This window comes from Vibrio sp. UCD-FRSSP16_30 (assembly GCF_001676025.1).
Classification (GTDB): Bacteria; Pseudomonadota; Gammaproteobacteria; order Enterobacterales; family Vibrionaceae; genus Vibrio.
In genome coordinates, this window is sequence record NZ_LZFW01000009.1 from 21,581 (window position 1) to 37,578 (window position 15,998).

The window sequence follows — 15,998 nt, forward strand, 5'->3', positions numbered from 1 at the left end:
GATCACATAAGTTATCCCCAGTTTTTTTCACATTTTCGAGCTGTGCAAAACAGACTAAAACAATGCGTTATTATTAATAACTTTTGGGTATTAGCTTAAGCTAAAGTTAACTGTAATATTCCCATCATAATAACGAGGAGTAGCAGTATGAAAAACTGGTTTAAAGGCTTAATTTACGTATTAGCACTAGTTGCTAGCTTGGGACAAGTTGCTTATGCTGCAACAGAAGTAAAAGTTGGAATGTCGGGACGCTATTACCCATTTACCTTTGTAGAGAAAGATAAACTACAAGGTTTTGAAGTTGATATCTGGGACGAAATTGCAAGTCGCAATGACTATAAAATGAAATACGTAACATCGAGCTTTTCTGGCCTATTTGGTATGCTAGAAACAGGTCGTATCGATACTATTTCTAACCAAATTACGGCAACTGATGCTCGCAGAGCAAAATACTTATTATCTGACCCTTATGTTATAGACGGTGCTCAAATCACCGTACGTAAAGGCAACAATGAAATTAAAGGCATTGATGATCTAGCAGGCAAAACTGTTGCTGTTAACCTAGGTTCAAACTTTGAGCAACTGCTACGCAACCACAATAAAGATAACAAAATCATTATCAAAACCTACGATACTGGGCTTGAACATGATGTTGCGCTAGGCCGTGTTGATGCCTTTGTTATGGACCGCCTTTCAACGCTAGAATTGGTCAAGAAAACAGGCTTGCCATTGCAACTAGCCGGTGAACCGTTTGAAACAATTGAAAGCGTAATGCCATTTGTGAACAACGAAAAAGGTCAAAAGCTTCATAAAGAAGTTAACCAAGCACTCTCAGCTATGCGCAAAGATGGCACGTTAGCGAAAATTTCAGACAAGTGGTTTGGTGCTGATATCACCAAGAAATAGTTATCTATCATATAGTTACCTTAGCCACTAGGCTTGGAGCCCACTGTTTCTATAGAGATAGTGGGCTTTGCTATTTAATCAACGAGAAGTAATAACATGGGATTTGATTTCAACTACATGCTAGAGCTGCTGCCGATACTATTTAAGTATCTGCACATCACTATAGAAATGGCACTTTTGGGCGGAGTATTTGCCTTAATATTTGCTCTTATTCTAGCAAATATTCGGGTATTCAAAGTTCCTGTTCTTGATCAGCTATGTCAGCTATATATCAGCTTCTTTCGTGGCACCCCGCTATTAGTACAGCTATTTCTTCTTTATTACGGGTTACCACAGATATTCCCTGTAATGGTAGGTATCGATGCATTTAGTGCTGCGGTTATCGGGCTCACACTGCACTTTGCCGCTTACATGGCAGAGAGTATTCGAGCGGCAATCATTGGTATTGACCGCAGTCAGATGGAAGCCAGCTTATCTATTGGCATGACAACGCGCCAAGCAATGCAAAGAATCATTTTGCCTCAAGCGACTCGTGTTGCCCTTCCCTCATTGATGAACTATTTCATCGACATGATTAAATCTACCTCTCTTGCCTTTACTTTAGGTGTGGCAGAAATTATGGCTAAAGCGCAGATGGAAGCCTCTTCAAGTTTTCGCTTCTTGGAAGCGTTTCTTGCCGTTGCGCTCATCTACTGGTTCGTGGTTATCCTGCTCACTCGAGTTCAAATCTGGGCAGAGAAAAGATTGAATAAGGCCTATCAAAGATGATTAAGCTAAAAAACATCCATAAACGCTTTGGTGATAGTGAAATCCTAAAAGGTATCGATATCGATATTAATAAAGGAGAGATCATCGTGATTATTGGCTCTAGTGGCACCGGTAAATCAACACTATTACGCTGTGTGAACTTTCTGGAGAACGCAGAACAAGGCGAAATTAGTATTGATGACACCTATATAAACTGCGCCAAGCACACTCGAGCAGAAGAACTGGCTTTAAGACGTAAAACAGGCTTTGTTTTTCAAAATTACGCACTCTTTTCCCATATGACGGCTCGCCAAAATATAGCGGAAGGGTTAATCACCGTTCACGGTTGGAAAAAAGACCAAGCATTACTTCGCGCGCAGCAAATATTAGATGACATTGGTTTGAGTGATAAGGGAGATAGCTATCCTGCAGCTCTGTCTGGTGGCCAACAGCAGCGTGTTGGTATTGGGCGAGCAATGGCACTTAAGCCAGAATTACTATTATTTGATGAACCAACCTCAGCACTTGATCCTGAGTGGGTAGGTGAAGTATTAAGTTTAATGAAAACGTTAGCGGCTCAGCATCAAACCATGCTAGTTGTTACACACGAAATGCAATTTGCTCGTGAAGTCGCAGATAAAGTGATCTTCATGGCAGAAGGCAACATTGTTGAACAGGGAAAACCTGAGGATATCTTTGGTAATCCACAGGATCCTCGTTTGCAAAAGTTTTTAAATCAGGTCGGGATCTAATAAGATCCTTGTGATTTGAATTTATACACGTATAATCCGTCGACCGGAATTTCTAGTCAGCAATCTTTATTGACGTTATAATTTTTATAACTAGGTAGAAGATAACTGGTCCTAGAGCTAAACCAATCATTGACTATTTTAAAGACAGTGATTACAATTCCGCCTCTTTGTTGAGAGACGTCGGTATCCCTCTTATATAGAGAGAGATTTTATAGCCCACGTCGGGTTTAACAAGAACCTAAAAACTACTGATCAGTAAAGGTAATAACCATGTCTAAACGCACTTTTCAACCTTCAGTTCTAAAGCGTAAACGTACTCACGGCTTCCGTGCTCGTATGGCTACTAAGAACGGTCGTAAAGTTATTAATGCACGTCGTGCAAAAGGCCGTGCGCGCCTTTCAAAATAATTCGCGATTATTTTGACTACGCACGCGTTCAATCGGGAGTTACGTCTGTTAACTCCCGAACATTATCAAAATGTCTTTGAAAAAGCTCACAGAGCTGGCTCCCCTCATTTTACTATCATTGCCCGTAAAAACTCTCTTTCTCATCCAAGACTTGGATTAGCAGTACCTAAAAAACAAATCAAAACTGCCCCTGGCCGTAATCGATTCAAAAGAATTGCTAGAGAAAGCTTCCGTCTTAATCAGCACAAACTTGCTAACAAAGATTTCGTTGTTATCGCAAAGAAAAGTGCCCAAGAATTGAGCAATGATGATATGTTTAAACTCTTTGATAAGCTATGGCTAAGACTTTCTCGCCCTTCGCGTGGATAGCAATAGGTCTAGTTTACCTATATAGAGTTGGCATTAGTCCGTTCATCGGACCACGCTGTCGTTTTACCCCAACCTGCTCCGAGTACGCAATCTTGGCATTAAAAAGCCATGGATTTGTAAAAGGATGTTGGTTATCGGGCAAACGTCTATTAAAATGCCACCCTTTAAATGATGGCGGATACGACCCTGTACCCCCTAAAAACACAACAAACAGAGATAAATAACGATGGGTTCTCAACGTAATATTCTGTTTATCGCATTAGCTATGGTTTCATTTCTGCTATTTCAACAATGGCAAAAAAGTGAAAACCCTGTAGCTCCTGTGACTAACCAGGCACAATCAAGTACTAATACAGGCAGTAATAGTACATTGCCAGCTTCATTCACGGATGAAATGGCAGATCCTGCTCCAGAAGCGCAACACACGGCAAGTATTGTCTCTGTTAAAACAGATGTACTTACTCTATCTATCGATGCTGTCGGTGGTGATGTAGTATCTGCAGCGCTAAATAAATACGCTAAAGACTTTGGCTCAGAAGAACGCTTTACCCTTCTAAGCAAAAAAGGCAACGAGCAGTACATTGCTCAAAGTGGTCTTATTGGTCCTCAGGGTATCGATTTAAGTAGCACAACTCGTCCTCATTACACCGTAGATGCAAAAAGCTTCACTATGGCTGATGGTCAAGACGAATTGCGCATCCCAATGACTTATACAGACAATGGTATCCAATACACTAAAACCTTCGTCCTAAAACGCGGTAGCTACGCTATTGATGTTGTATATGACATTGCGAACAACTCTGGTGCGAACGCAACCGTTGGTATGTACGCTCATCTTCGTGAGAACCTAAAAGATGCTGGTGGCAGTCTAACAATGCCAACATATCGTGGCGGCGCATATTCTACTGAGTCGACTCGCTATAAGAAATACAGCTTCGACAACATGCAAGATCGTAACCTTCAACAAAACCTGCCTACAGGTCAAGGTTGGGTTGCAATGCTTCAGCACTACTTTGCTTCAGCTTGGGTTCCTCGTGATGCAGAAGGTGCAAGCCTTTATACTCGCGTTGTAGGTAACCTTGGTGATATCGGTGTTCGTCTTCCTAACAAGACTATCGCTAACGGTACTACCGGCGAAATGAAAGCAACACTTTGGGTTGGTCCTAAACTGCAAAAAGAAATGGCTGCTGTTGCTCCAAATCTTGAGCTTGTAGTTGACTATGGTTGGTTGTGGTTCATTGCTAAACCACTTCACTGGTTACTTTCTATGATTCAAAGCGTAGTAATTAACTGGGGTCTAGCAATCATGGTACTGACATTTATTGTTCGTGGTGCGATGTACCCACTGACTAAAGCTCAGTACACCTCAATGGCTAAAATGCGTATGCTGCAACCAAAACTGGCTGCAATGCGCGAACGTATCGGCGATGACCGTCAACGTATGAGCCAAGAAATGATGGCGCTGTATAAAGAAGAGAAAGTAAACCCACTAGGTGGCTGTTTACCTCTTATTCTGCAAATGCCTATTTTCATCTCCCTTTACTGGGCACTAATGGAATCAGTTGAATTACGTCACTCTCCGTTCTTTGGATGGATCACTGACCTTTCAGCACAAGACCCGTACTACATTCTTCCCCTATTGATGGGTGCAAGTATGTTTATGATTCAAAGAATGAGTCCAACGACTGTAACGGATCCAATGCAACAGAAGATCATGACCTTCATGCCGGTTATGTTTACTTTCTTCTTCCTTTGGTTCCCGTCTGGTCTAGTTCTATACTGGTTGGTATCAAACGTTGTTACGCTGATTCAGCAAACGTTGATCTACCGAGGTCTAGAGAAAAAAGGCTTACACTCTAAGAAATAGAGCTTAAGTTAGCCTACATTGATAAACAGAAGGCGACCTTTTAGGGTCGCCTTTTTATTTTCTATAAATTGAGCAACTAATATCAATCGTAGTTGTTTAAATATACAATTTACCTAATTATTCCAATTGAGACGAACATGACTAACGATACCATCGTAGCTCAAGCTACGGCGCCAGGACGAGGCGGAGTCGGCATAATTCGAGTTTCAGGCCCACAAGCTAACCAAGTGGCTAAGTTAGTTGTTGGACGCGAGCTGCAACCAAGAAGAGCTGAATATCTTCCTTTTGTCGATGATGCTGGAGTGCAACTGGATCAAGGCATCGCGCTTTATTTTCCCAATCCAAACTCTTTCACAGGTGAAGATGTTTTAGAGCTTCAGGGACACGGTGGTCCAGTGGTAATGGATATGCTTATTAAACGTATCCTAACGATTCCTAACATCCGCACAGCGCGCCCAGGAGAGTTCTCTGAACGAGCTTTTCTTAATGATAAGATGGATTTAACTCAAGCAGAGGCTATTGCAGATTTAATTGATGCAAGCTCAGAAGAAGCGGCAAAATCTGCTCTGCAATCGCTACAAGGTGAATTTTCTAAGAAAATCACAACTCTTGTCGACTCACTCATTCATCTGCGTATCTATGTTGAAGCGGCCATCGATTTTCCAGAAGAAGAAATTGATTTCTTAGCCGATGGTAAAGTAAGTACTGACTTACAAACGATTATTAATAACCTAGAAGCCGTTCGTGCCCAAGCCAATCAAGGCGCAATTATGCGTGATGGTATGAAGGTGGTTATTGCCGGTAGACCAAATGCTGGTAAATCAAGCCTGTTAAACGCCCTGTCAGGTAAAGACTCAGCTATCGTGACTGATATTGCCGGGACCACTCGTGATGTTCTTAGAGAGCATATCCACATTGATGGAATGCCTCTGCACATTATCGATACCGCAGGCCTGCGTGAAGCATCCGACGAAGTTGAAAAAATTGGTATCGAGCGAGCTTGGGAAGAAATAGAACAAGCCGACCGAGTATTGTTTATGGTTGACGGCACAACAACCGATGCCACCAACCCTCAAGAAATTTGGCCCGACTTTGTCGATCGACTACCTGATAATATGGGTATGACCGTAATTCGCAATAAAGTTGATCAAACCACAGAAGCGCTAGGGATTTGCCACGTCAACGATCCTACTTTGATTCGTCTTAGCGCCAAAACAGGTCAAGGTATTGATGCTCTTCGTAATCATCTAAAAGAGTGCATGGGCTTCTCTGGCACGACAGAAGGCGGCTTTATGGCGCGTCGTAGACACTTAGACGCATTGGATAAAGCAGCCCAGCACCTCTCTATTGGCCAGCAGCAATTAGAAGGCTATATGGCAGGAGAAATCTTAGCAGAAGAGCTTAGAATCACTCAGCAACACCTTAATGAGATCACCGGAGAATTTAGCTCTGATGATCTACTAGGTCGTATATTTACATCATTTTGTATAGGGAAGTAACGATGTCCACCATTCAATTAATTACAGGTAGCACCCTCGGTGGCGCTGAATATGTAGCAGATCATCTTAGCGATCTACTGCACGGTATAGATAAAGATACCGCGATTCATAATCATCCTAACCTTGCTGAAATCCCAGTGGAAGGTACTTGGATCATAGTCACCTCGACCCACGGCGCAGGTGATTATCCAGACAATATCCAACCTTTCATTGCTCAACTTCAAGAGACACCACCGAATACTAAGTCTCTGAACTATGTGGTTATCGCGATAGGTGATTCAAGCTACGATACCTTCTGTGGTGCCGGCTTAAATTGTTATGAATTGCTAGAAGATATTGGAGCAACAGCGCTTGCTGAGTGCCTAACTATTGATGTTCTTCGCCACCCAGTGCCTGAAGAAGCGGCTGAAGATTGGTTCGAAGATCATAAACACCTCTTCTAAATCCCCTGCTTTCCCCATCCATTTAAAGCCGTTGATGCGATAAAACGCTCAACGGCTTTTTCTTTTTTATGTTCAACCGCTCATTTAATAAGCAAAAAGAAAAATATTTTCTGTGGATAAGTACATAGGTATTCAGTGATTAACCTATAGTTATCCCAATAACAACTTATAGTGATCCCACCCCCTGTGAATAAGTACCTATTTTGATCCCAGCTAATACAGAGTTTGATCCGGTAGAGATCACAGAAAGTGATCCTCTAAAACGTGTTGATCTTATTGATCAAAATTGACTTATCCACAGTGGATCGCTTCCTTAATAATAGATCTAATAAAAGATCTATATAAAGATCTTATATATATTAAGCTCTTGGATAAATGTGCAAAACATTAAAAGCAATTTTCTAATGATCAGAAAGAAGGTAGAATACGCGTCCTTTTTGTTCACTCATTTCACGATAGCCGTATTCGAGGTCAACTATGCTTTATCACGAAAAATTTGATGTCATCATCGTTGGTGGTGGTCATGCTGGTACAGAAGCTGCCTTGTCTGCAGCTAGAACTGGCCAAAAGACACTCCTGTTGACTCACAATATTGATACTTTAGGCCAAATGTCTTGCAACCCTGCCATTGGTGGTATTGGTAAAGGTCATCTCGTGAAAGAGGTCGATGCCATGGGCGGGTTAATGGCAAGAGCGATTGATCACGCAGGTATTCAATTTAGAACACTAAACGCTTCAAAAGGTCCGGCAGTACGTGCTACTCGTGCTCAAGCAGACAGAGCGCTGTACAAGGCTTTTGTTCGATCAGAATTAGAGAACACCCCTAACCTCACGTTATTTCAGCAATCAGTCGATGATCTGATCGTTGAAAAGGATCAAGTGAAAGGTGTTATTACCCAAATGGGCCTCAAATTCGAAGCCAAAGCGGTTGTATTGACAGTTGGAACGTTTTTAGGTGGCAAGATCCATATTGGTATGGAAAGTGCTTCTGGAGGCCGTACAGGTGATCCTTCTTCGATCGCTTTAGCTCAACGATTACGTGATCTTCCATTTAGAGTTGATCGACTTAAAACAGGGACACCCCCAAGAATTGATGCTCGTAGTGTTGATTTTAGCCAATTAGAAGTACAACACGGTGATAATCCAACCCCTGTTTTCTCGTTCATGGGCAAGCGTAATCAACAGCCTCAGCAAGTGCCGTGTTACATCACGTACACCAACGAATCTACTCATGAAGTCATTCGCAATAATTTAGATAGAAGCCCTATGTATGCAGGTGTTATCGAAGGTATTGGCCCAAGATATTGCCCTTCTATCGAAGACAAAGTGATGCGCTTTGCTGATAAAAATAGTCATCAAATTTTTATTGAGCCAGAAGGTTTAACCACACACGAATTATACCCAAATGGTATCTCAACAAGTTTGCCATTTGATGTTCAAGTGCAGATCGTGCGCTCTATGAAAGGGTTTGAAAATGCACACATTGTGCGCCCTGGTTATGCGATCGAATATGACTTCTTCGATCCTAGGGATCTGAAGCACACCTATGAAACTAAGTTTATTCAAGGTCTGTTCTTAGCCGGTCAAATTAACGGAACTACGGGTTATGAAGAAGCGGCTGCGCAAGGCTTGATGGCAGGTCTTAATGCAAGTTTGTACTCTCAAGAAAAAGAAGGTTGGTCACCACGTCGTGATCAAGCTTATATGGGCGTATTGATTGATGATTTATCAACAATGGGCACTAAAGAACCGTACCGTATGTTCACTTCTCGTGCGGAATATCGCTTGTTGCTTCGTGAAGACAATGCCGATATTCGTTTAACTGAAAAAGCCCGTGAGTTTGGTTTAGTTTCTGAGGAGCGCTGGGCGCGATTCAATCAGAAAATGGAAAACATGCAAACTGAGCGTCAAAGATTAGCCAGTATTTGGGTTAATCCTAAATCTGAAGGTGTAGACAAGCTAAACAGCATTTTGAAAACACCATTGACCAGAGAAGCCAGCGGTGAAGATCTTCTACGCAGACCTGAACTGAATTATCAGCAACTTGCTGCGTTAGATACTTTTGCACCAGCGATTGATGACCTACAAGCCTCAGAGCAAGTTGAGATTCAAGTTAAATATGAAGGTTATATTCAGCGTCAACAAGATGAGATTGCCAAATCGTTGCGTCATGAGAATACCCAAATCCCAATCGATTTCGATTATTCACACGTTTCAGGCTTGTCCAACGAGGTTGTCGCAAAGTTAAGTGACACTAAACCAGAAACGATTGGCATCGCCTCTCGTATCTCTGGAATCACGCCAGCAGCAATATCTATTTTGCTCGTTAGCTTAAAAAAACAAGGTTTGTTGAAGAAAGGCGAGGAAATTGAAAAATGAGTTTACACCAACAACTAGAATTACTTGTTGCAAAAACAGAATTGACAGTTTCACCAAAACAGATTGATCAGTTAGTCGGCTATGTGGAATTATTAAACAAATGGAACAAAGCCTACAACTTAACGTCGGTACGCAATCCAGAAGATATGTTAATTAAACATATTATGGACAGTATTGTCGTTTCTCCCCATTTGCAGGGAGAGCGATTTATCGATGTAGGTACAGGCCCTGGTTTACCAGGTGTTCCATTAGCGATTATGAATCCTGATTGCGAGTTTTTCCTTTTGGATAGTCTTGGCAAACGAATTCGTTTTATCAAACAAGTATTGCATGAGCTTAAAGTTGAGAACGTAACAACTGTTCTTAGCCGCGTTGAAGAATTTCAACCCGAAGAAAAGTTTGATGCTGTTTTGAGTCGAGCGTTTGCGTCAATGACTGACATGGTGACTTGGTGTCGTCATTTGACCAAAGAGGAATCCGGAGTGTTTATGGCTCTTAAAGGCCAAGCCTCGCAAGAAGAGATAGATCAGCTTCCTGATTGGTGTAACGTGATCGGCGTCAAACCTTTGATAGTACCTGAGCTTGATGGTGAGCGACATCTTGTAATGTTACAAGACCAAGAGCAGGGAAGAGTTTGAACGTGGGAAGAATTATATCAATAGCCAATCAGAAAGGCGGTGTCGGTAAAACCACAACCTGCGTCAACCTAGCTGCCTCTATGGCTGCTACTAAACGCAACGTTTTAGTTATCGATCTTGATCCACAAGGCAATGCCACAATGGCAAGCGGAGTGGACAAATATCAAATCGAAACAACAGCATACGATTTGTTGGTGGAAGAGACCCCTTTTGCAGAAGTTGTTACTCGTTCAACAACGGGTGGCTACGATTTAATCGCAGCAAACGGTGATGTGACTGCGGCAGAAATAAAGTTAATGGAAGTGTTTGCGCGAGAAGTAAGGCTAAAAAATGCCTTAGCGAGTGTGAAAGACCAGTACGATTTTATTTTTATCGATTGTCCGCCATCATTAAATTTACTCACCATTAATGCGATGGCTGCTTCGGACTCAGTATTAGTTCCTATGCAGTGCGAATACTTTGCCCTTGAAGGGTTGACGGCATTAATGGATACCATCAGTAAATTGGCAGCAGTTGTAAACGAAAACCTAAAAATAGAAGGCTTGTTGCGTACAATGTTTGATCCTCGAAACCGTCTCTCAAATGAGGTTTCCGATCAATTAAAGCAACATTTTGGAACCAAAGTTTATCGTACAGTGATACCTAGAAATGTACGTTTAGCTGAAGCTCCAAGTCATGGTAAACCAGCGATGTATTACGATAAACATTCAGCTGGAGCTAAAGCTTATCTTGCCCTTGCTGGAGAGATATTGCGCCGTGATGAAGTTACCGCCTAAATTCTATTTTTAAGGAACAACAACAATGTCAAAGCGCGGCCTAGGTAAAGGATTAGATGCACTGCTATCAACCAGTGCAATTGCAAGAGAAAAAGCAACTCCAACGACAGATTCAAATGTATCTCAAACGTCGGCTAGTGGAGACATGCAAGATATAGCGGTAGAAAAATTACAGCCAGGTGTTTATCAGCCCCGAACTGAGATGGATGAAGAGGCGTTAAGTGAATTAAGTGCTTCTATTCGTTCACAAGGCATTATCCAGCCTATCGTTGTTCGTCAAGTTGATAACGCTAAATATGAAATTATCGCTGGTGAAAGACGTTGGCGCGCAGCAAAACTGGCAGGGTTAACTCAAGTTCCTTGTGTTGTTAAGCGTGTACAAGATAAAGCCGCTATAGCGATGGCTTTAATCGAAAATATTCAACGTGAAAACTTAAATGCGGTTGAAGAAGCTCATGCATTAGAGAGCCTACGCACCAAGTTTGAGTTATCGCATCAGCAAATAGCTGAAGTAATAGGTAAATCTAGAGCGGCTGTTAGTAACCTATTACGTTTAAATCAATTAGAAAATGACGTCAAAAAATTAGTTTCTGATGGATCACTGGATATGGGGCACGCCCGAGCACTGTTAGCTCTCGATGGTGAGCAACAAGTCGAATTAGCCTTACTTGCAGTGAAGAAACAATTAACGGTTAGACAAACGGAACAACTGGTTAAGAAAACCCTTCAACCGCCAACAAAAACAGATGAAAAAATCATCGATCAAGAGGCGGTTTCTTTGTCACAAATATTGTCAAAAAAATTAGGAAATGATGTTTCTTTGATTAGAAACAAAAGTGGCACAGCAAAATTGACGATTAGTATTGACGAGCCTCACAAATTAGAGCAGTTAATCGCGAAGCTTGAACGCATCGTGTGATAATCACATTTATTCAATATAAGTTTTTATTATTCATGCACTTCGTGATTTTTTGCGTGAAATAAGAGACTTTAGATACAAAATTCGAAATTTTTGCTTGGTGTTAGAAGCAAAAATTGTTTTTCGAGGAAGAATACATGGTAACTGCGTTAGCCAAACCAGGGCGAGAGCTTGCTAGGCGCTTGCTAATGATTGAGTTTAGCGTGGTTACATTAGTGGCAATTGGGATAAGCATTACTGTTAATCCTAGTTGGGGGCTATCGGCACTCATAGGTGGTGGCATTTTTGTCATAGCAAATGCAGTGTTTTCTTTATTTGCGTTTATGTATGCAGGTGCAAGAGCGGTAAAGTTTGTCGCTTTTTCATTCTATACAGGTGAAGCGCTTAAGATACTCCTAACTATAGTCTTGTTTACCATTGCCTACGTGTATATGGAGTTGGAACTTGTTCCTCTCAAGCTAACCTATTTGCTGGTCTTACTTATAAATATGTTTGCTCCAGTGTTTTTTATTAACAAAAGAAAATAGGAAAAGTTATGGCTACGCCTGGTGAAGCGTTGACATCTTCCAGTTACATTGACCATCACTTACAACATTTATCTTTAGCTAAGCTAGGTGTTGTTGCTGAGGGCAGTTTCTGGAACGTGCATATCGATAGCCTGTTCTTTTCTGTGTTGACCGGTGTGTTATTCCTTTGGGTATTTCGCTCGGTAGCTAAGAAAGCAACAACTGGTGTACCAAGCCGATTGCAATGTGCTGTAGAAATGGTAGTGGAATTCGTTGGTGAGAACGTAAAAGACACTTTCCATGGACGCAACCCGTTGATTGCACCGTTGGCATTAACAATATTCGTGTGGATTATTTTAATGAACTTGATGGACCTTGTGCCTATCGACTTCTTACCATATCCAGCTCAGCTAGTTGGTATCCCTTATCTTAAGGTGGTTCCTACAGCAGACGTGAGTATTACTATGTCGATGGCACTTGGTGTGTTTGCTTTGATGATTTACTACAGCATTAAAGTTAAAGGCATCGGTGGCTTTGCTAAAGAATTAGCACTGCATCCTTTTAATCATCCACTTATGATTCCGTTCAACTTGCTATTAGAAACAGTATCGCTGCTAGCGAAGCCTATTTCTCTTGGTATGCGTCTGTTCGGTAACATGTTTGCTGGTGAGGTTGTGTTTATTCTTTGTGCTGCAATGCTCCCTTGGTACTTACAATGGGTAGGTTCTCTACCTTGGGCTATCTTCCATATTTTGGTTATTTTGATTCAAGCCTTTGTATTTATGATGCTAACGATCGTATATCTATCGATGGCTCATGAAGATAGTGATCACTAATTTTATAAACGTAAACTCTAAAATTTAAATTGGAGAATTTTTAAATGGAAACTGTTCTGAGTTTTTCTGCTGTTGCTGTAGCGATCATCGTTGGTCTGTGTTCAGTGGGTACTGCTATTGGCTTCGCTATCCTAGGTGGTAAATTTCTAGAAGGCGCTGCGCGTCAACCTGAAATGGCACCAATGCTTCAAGTTAAGATGTTCATCATCGCGGGTCTTCTAGATGCGATCCCAATGATCGGTATCGTAATTGCACTACTATTCACATTTGCAAACCCATTTGTCGGTCAACTAGCCGGTTAATCAGTCGATCATTCATCTGAAACTTTGTTGATTAACTAAAAGGGGTAGCTGTTGTGGAAATGAACGCAACTCTGCTAGGTCAAGCCATCTCGTTTGCTATGTTTGTTTGGTTCTGCATGAAATATGTATGGCCACCAATCATTGAAGCTATCGAGGAACGTCAGAAGAAAATTGCTGACGGTCTCTCTGCTGCTGAACGCGCAGAGAAAAATTTGAACCTGGCACAAGCCAACGCTTCTGAACAATTGAAAGAAGCGAAGCGCACAGCAACTGAGATCATCGATTCAGCGAATAAACGTAAAGCTCAAATTATTGACGAAGCTCGTGAAGATGCACAGGCAGAACGCCAAAAAATCTTAACGCAAGCTGAAGCAGAAGTTGAAGCTGATCGTAGTCGCGCTCGCGATGAACTGCGCAAACAAGTTGCTACTCTGGCTATTGCTGGTGCCGAGAAAATCTTGGAGCGCACAATCGATAAAGATGCGCAAAAAGATATTCTTGAAAACATTACTGCAAAACTTTAACGCAAGGGGCGCTTATGTCGGATTTGGTAACAATCGCACGCCCCTATGCTAAAGCAGCATTCGAATTTGCGGTAGAAAAAGACACGTTAGACCAATGGGGTCAAATGTTGGCTTTCTCTGCTGAAGTAACAAAACATCATGAAATTTCTGATTTGCTTGATGGCTCATTAACAGCCAACAAACTATCTGAACTTTTCATTGCTGTTTGTGGCGACCAACTTGATGAGCATGGCCAAAACCTACTTAAGGTAATGGCAGATAACGGCCGATTAAAGGCGTTACCTGATGTTCTTGCTGAGTTCTTAGCTCTTAGAAGAGAGCACGACAAGTGTATTGATGTAGAAGTTATTTCTGCGTCAGAACTGTCGGAGCAACAGCAAAACGACATGATTGACAAGTTAGCGCTACGCTTTGACCGCAAAGTGAAGCTGAATTGCAGTATAGATGAGACCCTACTTGGTGGGGTTATTATTCGAGCCGGAGACCTAGTCATCGATAACTCAGCGCGTGGTCGTTTGAACCGCCTGAGCGATGCATTGCAGTCTTAATGGGGATTGGATCATGCAACTTAATTCCACGGAAATTAGCGATCTAATTAAACAACGTATTGAATCTTTCAACGTTGTAAATGAAGCTCGCAACGAAGGTACTATCGTCTCAGTAAGTGATGGTATTATTCGTATCCACGGCCTTGCAGAAGTTATGCAGGGCGAAATGATTGAACTACCAAGTGGCCGTTATGCACTTGCACTTAACCTTGAGCGTGACTCGGTTGGTGCAGTTGTAATGGGCCCGTATGCTGACCTACAGGAAGGCATGAAAGTAACAGGTACAGGTCGTATCCTTGAGGTACCAACTGGTCCTGAACTACTAGGTCGTGTGGTAAACACACTTGGTGAGCCTATTGATGGTAAAGGTCCGATTAACGCAGCACTATCTTCTCCTGTAGAAGTTATCGCACCTGGCGTTATCGACCGTAAATCAGTAGACCAACCTGTACAAACTGGTTATAAGTCAGTTGACTCCATGATCCCTATCGGTCGTGGTCAGCGTGAACTTATCATCGGTGACCGTCAGACTGGTAAAACAGCGATGGCAATCGATGCCATCATTAACCAGAAAGATTCTGGTATTTTCTCTGTTTATGTAGCAATCGGCCAGAAAGCTTCAACCATCGCTAACGTGGTTCGTAAGCTTGAAGAGCACGGTGCACTAGCTAACACTATCGTTGTTGTTGCTTCTGCATCTGAATCTGCTGCACTGCAATACCTAGCGCCTTATGCTGGTTGTGCAATGGGTGAATACTTCCGCGATCGCGGCGAAGACGCTCTAATCATTTATGATGATTTGTCTAAGCAAGCGGTAGCGTACCGTCAAATCTCTCTACTACTGAAACGTCCACCGGGTCGTGAAGCATTCCCTGGTGACGTATTCTACCTCCACTCACGTCTACTTGAGCGTGCAGCTCGCGTAAGCGAAGAGTATGTAGAGCGTTTCACCAAGGGTGAAGTAAAAGGTAAGACAGGTTCTTTGACCGCTCTTCCTATTATCGAAACCCAAGCTGGTGACGTATCAGCATTCGTACCGACTAACGTAATCTCGATTACTGATGGCCAGATCTTCCTTCAAACTGAACTATTCAACGCCGGCGTACGTCCAGCAGTTGACCCAGGTATCTCGGTATCTCGTGTAGGTGGTTCAGCGCAGACTAAGATCATCAAGAAATTGTCTGGTGGTATTCGTACAGCACTAGCTCAATACCGCGAACTAGCAGCATTTGCTCAGTTCTCTTCAGACCTTGATGACACGACTAAGAAGCAACTTGACCACGGTGCTAAAGTGACCGAACTGATGAAGCAGAAGCAATACGCTCCTATGTCAGTTTTTGACCAAGCACTAGTTATCTTTGCTGCTGAGCGTGGTTTCCTAGGGGATATTGAACTTAATAAGATCCTAGATTTTGAAGCCGCTCTACTGTCGTATGCTCATGGTCAGTTCGCTGATCTAGCGAAAGAGATCAACCAAACGGGTGCTTACAATGACGAAATTGAAGCTCAGCTTCAAAAAATCGTCACTGATTTTAAAGCAACCCAAACCTGGTAATTGGTTGGTGACTTGAAAGAGTCA

The 15,998-nt window shown here is 42.2% G+C and carries 19 protein-coding genes; all 19 read left to right on the forward strand.

All coding sequences use genetic code 11. The features are described 5' to 3' along the window. Positions 1-147: 147 nt before the first annotated feature. Complete coding sequence (locus A9260_RS06080; RefSeq protein ID WP_068697181.1) at positions 148-906, forward strand: amino acid ABC transporter substrate-binding protein; 759 nt, start codon at positions 148-150, stop codon at positions 904-906. A gap of 96 nt (positions 907-1,002) precedes the next feature. Further along, positions 1,003-1,674, forward strand: coding sequence for an amino acid ABC transporter permease (locus A9260_RS06085; RefSeq protein ID WP_068697183.1), 672 nt, complete (start codon positions 1,003-1,005; stop codon positions 1,672-1,674). Continuing rightward, the gene (locus A9260_RS06090) at positions 1,671-2,405 is read left to right on the forward strand and encodes an amino acid ABC transporter ATP-binding protein (protein WP_068697186.1); all 735 of its coding nucleotides are present in this window, start codon (positions 1,671-1,673) and stop codon (positions 2,403-2,405) included. Before A9260_RS06085 ends, A9260_RS06090 begins: the two co-directional genes overlap by 4 nt. 270 nt (positions 2,406-2,675) lie before the next feature. Next, on the forward strand, positions 2,676-2,813 hold the full coding sequence (gene rpmH / locus A9260_RS06095) for a 50S ribosomal protein L34 (protein ID WP_004400210.1): 138 nt from the start codon (positions 2,676-2,678) through the stop codon (positions 2,811-2,813). 45 nt (positions 2,814-2,858) lie between these two features. Continuing rightward, positions 2,859-3,182 (forward strand): ribonuclease P protein component, encoded by a 324-nt coding sequence (rnpA, locus tag A9260_RS06100; RefSeq protein ID WP_231892571.1) that lies wholly within the window; start codon positions 2,859-2,861, stop codon positions 3,180-3,182. Further along, complete coding sequence (gene yidD / locus A9260_RS16575; protein WP_082957073.1) at positions 3,149-3,406, forward strand: membrane protein insertion efficiency factor YidD; 258 nt, start codon at positions 3,149-3,151, stop codon at positions 3,404-3,406. The genes rnpA and yidD overlap by 34 nt, the downstream gene beginning before the upstream one ends. A 2-nt stretch (positions 3,407-3,408) precedes the next feature. Next, entirely contained in the window at positions 3,409-5,049 is a 1,641-nt protein-coding gene (gene yidC / locus A9260_RS06105) for a membrane protein insertase YidC (protein ID WP_068697191.1), read from the forward strand. A gap of 137 nt (positions 5,050-5,186) precedes the next feature. Next, positions 5,187-6,548 carry a tRNA uridine-5-carboxymethylaminomethyl(34) synthesis GTPase MnmE gene (gene mnmE / locus A9260_RS06110; protein WP_068697194.1) on the forward strand — a complete coding sequence of 454 codons (1,362 nt, stop codon included), beginning with the start codon at positions 5,187-5,189 and terminating at the stop codon, positions 6,546-6,548. Between the two features lie 2 nt (positions 6,549-6,550). Then, positions 6,551-6,991, forward strand: coding sequence for an FMN-binding protein MioC (gene mioC / locus A9260_RS06115; protein WP_068697197.1), 441 nt, complete (start codon positions 6,551-6,553; stop codon positions 6,989-6,991). A 477-nt stretch (positions 6,992-7,468) separates the two neighbouring features. Further along, the gene (mnmG, locus tag A9260_RS06120) at positions 7,469-9,370 is read left to right on the forward strand and encodes a tRNA uridine-5-carboxymethylaminomethyl(34) synthesis enzyme MnmG (RefSeq protein WP_068697199.1); all 1,902 of its coding nucleotides are present in this window, start codon (positions 7,469-7,471) and stop codon (positions 9,368-9,370) included. Then, a complete protein-coding gene (gene rsmG / locus A9260_RS06125) occupies positions 9,367-10,008 on the forward strand; it encodes a 16S rRNA (guanine(527)-N(7))-methyltransferase RsmG (RefSeq protein ID WP_068697201.1) in 642 nt (213 codons plus the stop codon). The genes mnmG and rsmG overlap by 4 nt, the downstream gene beginning before the upstream one ends. A 2-nt stretch (positions 10,009-10,010) precedes the next feature. After that, a complete protein-coding gene (locus tag A9260_RS06130) occupies positions 10,011-10,784 on the forward strand; it encodes a ParA family protein (RefSeq protein ID WP_068697203.1) in 774 nt (257 codons plus the stop codon). Between the two features lie 25 nt (positions 10,785-10,809). Further along, positions 10,810-11,703 carry a ParB/RepB/Spo0J family partition protein gene (locus A9260_RS06135; protein WP_068697205.1) on the forward strand — a complete coding sequence of 298 codons (894 nt, stop codon included), beginning with the start codon at positions 10,810-10,812 and terminating at the stop codon, positions 11,701-11,703. A 137-nt stretch (positions 11,704-11,840) separates the two neighbouring features. Then, a complete protein-coding gene (locus A9260_RS06140; protein ID WP_068697207.1) occupies positions 11,841-12,230 on the forward strand; it encodes a F0F1 ATP synthase subunit I in 390 nt (129 codons plus the stop codon). Between the two features lie 8 nt (positions 12,231-12,238). After that, positions 12,239-13,045, forward strand: coding sequence for a F0F1 ATP synthase subunit A (gene atpB / locus A9260_RS06145; RefSeq protein WP_068697210.1), 807 nt, complete (start codon positions 12,239-12,241; stop codon positions 13,043-13,045). A 44-nt stretch (positions 13,046-13,089) separates the two neighbouring features. Beyond that, positions 13,090-13,347 carry a F0F1 ATP synthase subunit C gene (gene atpE / locus A9260_RS06150; RefSeq protein ID WP_017029793.1) on the forward strand — a complete coding sequence of 86 codons (258 nt, stop codon included), beginning with the start codon at positions 13,090-13,092 and terminating at the stop codon, positions 13,345-13,347. A 53-nt stretch (positions 13,348-13,400) separates the two neighbouring features. Then, on the forward strand, positions 13,401-13,871 hold the full coding sequence (gene atpF / locus A9260_RS06155; RefSeq protein WP_068697212.1) for a F0F1 ATP synthase subunit B: 471 nt from the start codon (positions 13,401-13,403) through the stop codon (positions 13,869-13,871). A 14-nt stretch (positions 13,872-13,885) separates the two neighbouring features. After that, on the forward strand, positions 13,886-14,419 hold the full coding sequence (gene atpH / locus A9260_RS06160; RefSeq protein WP_068697214.1) for a F0F1 ATP synthase subunit delta: 534 nt from the start codon (positions 13,886-13,888) through the stop codon (positions 14,417-14,419). Between the two features lie 13 nt (positions 14,420-14,432). Further along, positions 14,433-15,974: a F0F1 ATP synthase subunit alpha gene (gene atpA / locus A9260_RS06165; RefSeq protein WP_068697216.1), complete on the forward strand. Its 1,542-nt coding sequence runs from the start codon at positions 14,433-14,435 to the stop codon at positions 15,972-15,974. Positions 15,975-15,998 lie beyond the last annotated feature (24 nt).

What these genes read in the sequence shown, in the direction of transcription:
- A9260_RS06080 (WP_068697181.1), top strand. Translation starts at nt 148, where the DNA reads ATGAAAAACTGGTTTAAAGGCTTAATTTACGTATTAGCACTAGTTGCT.
- A9260_RS06085 (WP_068697183.1), top strand. Translation starts at nt 1,003, where the DNA reads ATGGGATTTGATTTCAACTACATGCTAGAGCTGCTGCCGATACTATTT.
- A9260_RS06090 (WP_068697186.1), top strand. Translation starts at nt 1,671, where the DNA reads ATGATTAAGCTAAAAAACATCCATAAACGCTTTGGTGATAGTGAAATC.
- rpmH (WP_004400210.1), top strand. Translation starts at nt 2,676, where the DNA reads ATGTCTAAACGCACTTTTCAACCTTCAGTTCTAAAGCGTAAACGTACT.
- yidD (WP_082957073.1), top strand. Translation starts at nt 3,149, where the DNA reads ATGGCTAAGACTTTCTCGCCCTTCGCGTGGATAGCAATAGGTCTAGTT.
- yidC (WP_068697191.1), top strand. Translation starts at nt 3,409, where the DNA reads ATGGGTTCTCAACGTAATATTCTGTTTATCGCATTAGCTATGGTTTCA.
- mnmE (WP_068697194.1), top strand. Translation starts at nt 5,187, where the DNA reads ATGACTAACGATACCATCGTAGCTCAAGCTACGGCGCCAGGACGAGGC.
- mioC (WP_068697197.1), top strand. Translation starts at nt 6,551, where the DNA reads ATGTCCACCATTCAATTAATTACAGGTAGCACCCTCGGTGGCGCTGAA.
- mnmG (WP_068697199.1), top strand. Translation starts at nt 7,469, where the DNA reads ATGCTTTATCACGAAAAATTTGATGTCATCATCGTTGGTGGTGGTCAT.
- rsmG (WP_068697201.1), top strand. Translation starts at nt 9,367, where the DNA reads ATGAGTTTACACCAACAACTAGAATTACTTGTTGCAAAAACAGAATTG.
- A9260_RS06135 (WP_068697205.1), top strand. Translation starts at nt 10,810, where the DNA reads ATGTCAAAGCGCGGCCTAGGTAAAGGATTAGATGCACTGCTATCAACC.
- A9260_RS06140 (WP_068697207.1), top strand. Translation starts at nt 11,841, where the DNA reads ATGGTAACTGCGTTAGCCAAACCAGGGCGAGAGCTTGCTAGGCGCTTG.
- atpB (WP_068697210.1), top strand. Translation starts at nt 12,239, where the DNA reads ATGGCTACGCCTGGTGAAGCGTTGACATCTTCCAGTTACATTGACCAT.
- atpE (WP_017029793.1), top strand. Translation starts at nt 13,090, where the DNA reads ATGGAAACTGTTCTGAGTTTTTCTGCTGTTGCTGTAGCGATCATCGTT.
- atpH (WP_068697214.1), top strand. Translation starts at nt 13,886, where the DNA reads ATGTCGGATTTGGTAACAATCGCACGCCCCTATGCTAAAGCAGCATTC.
- atpA (WP_068697216.1), top strand. Translation starts at nt 14,433, where the DNA reads ATGCAACTTAATTCCACGGAAATTAGCGATCTAATTAAACAACGTATT.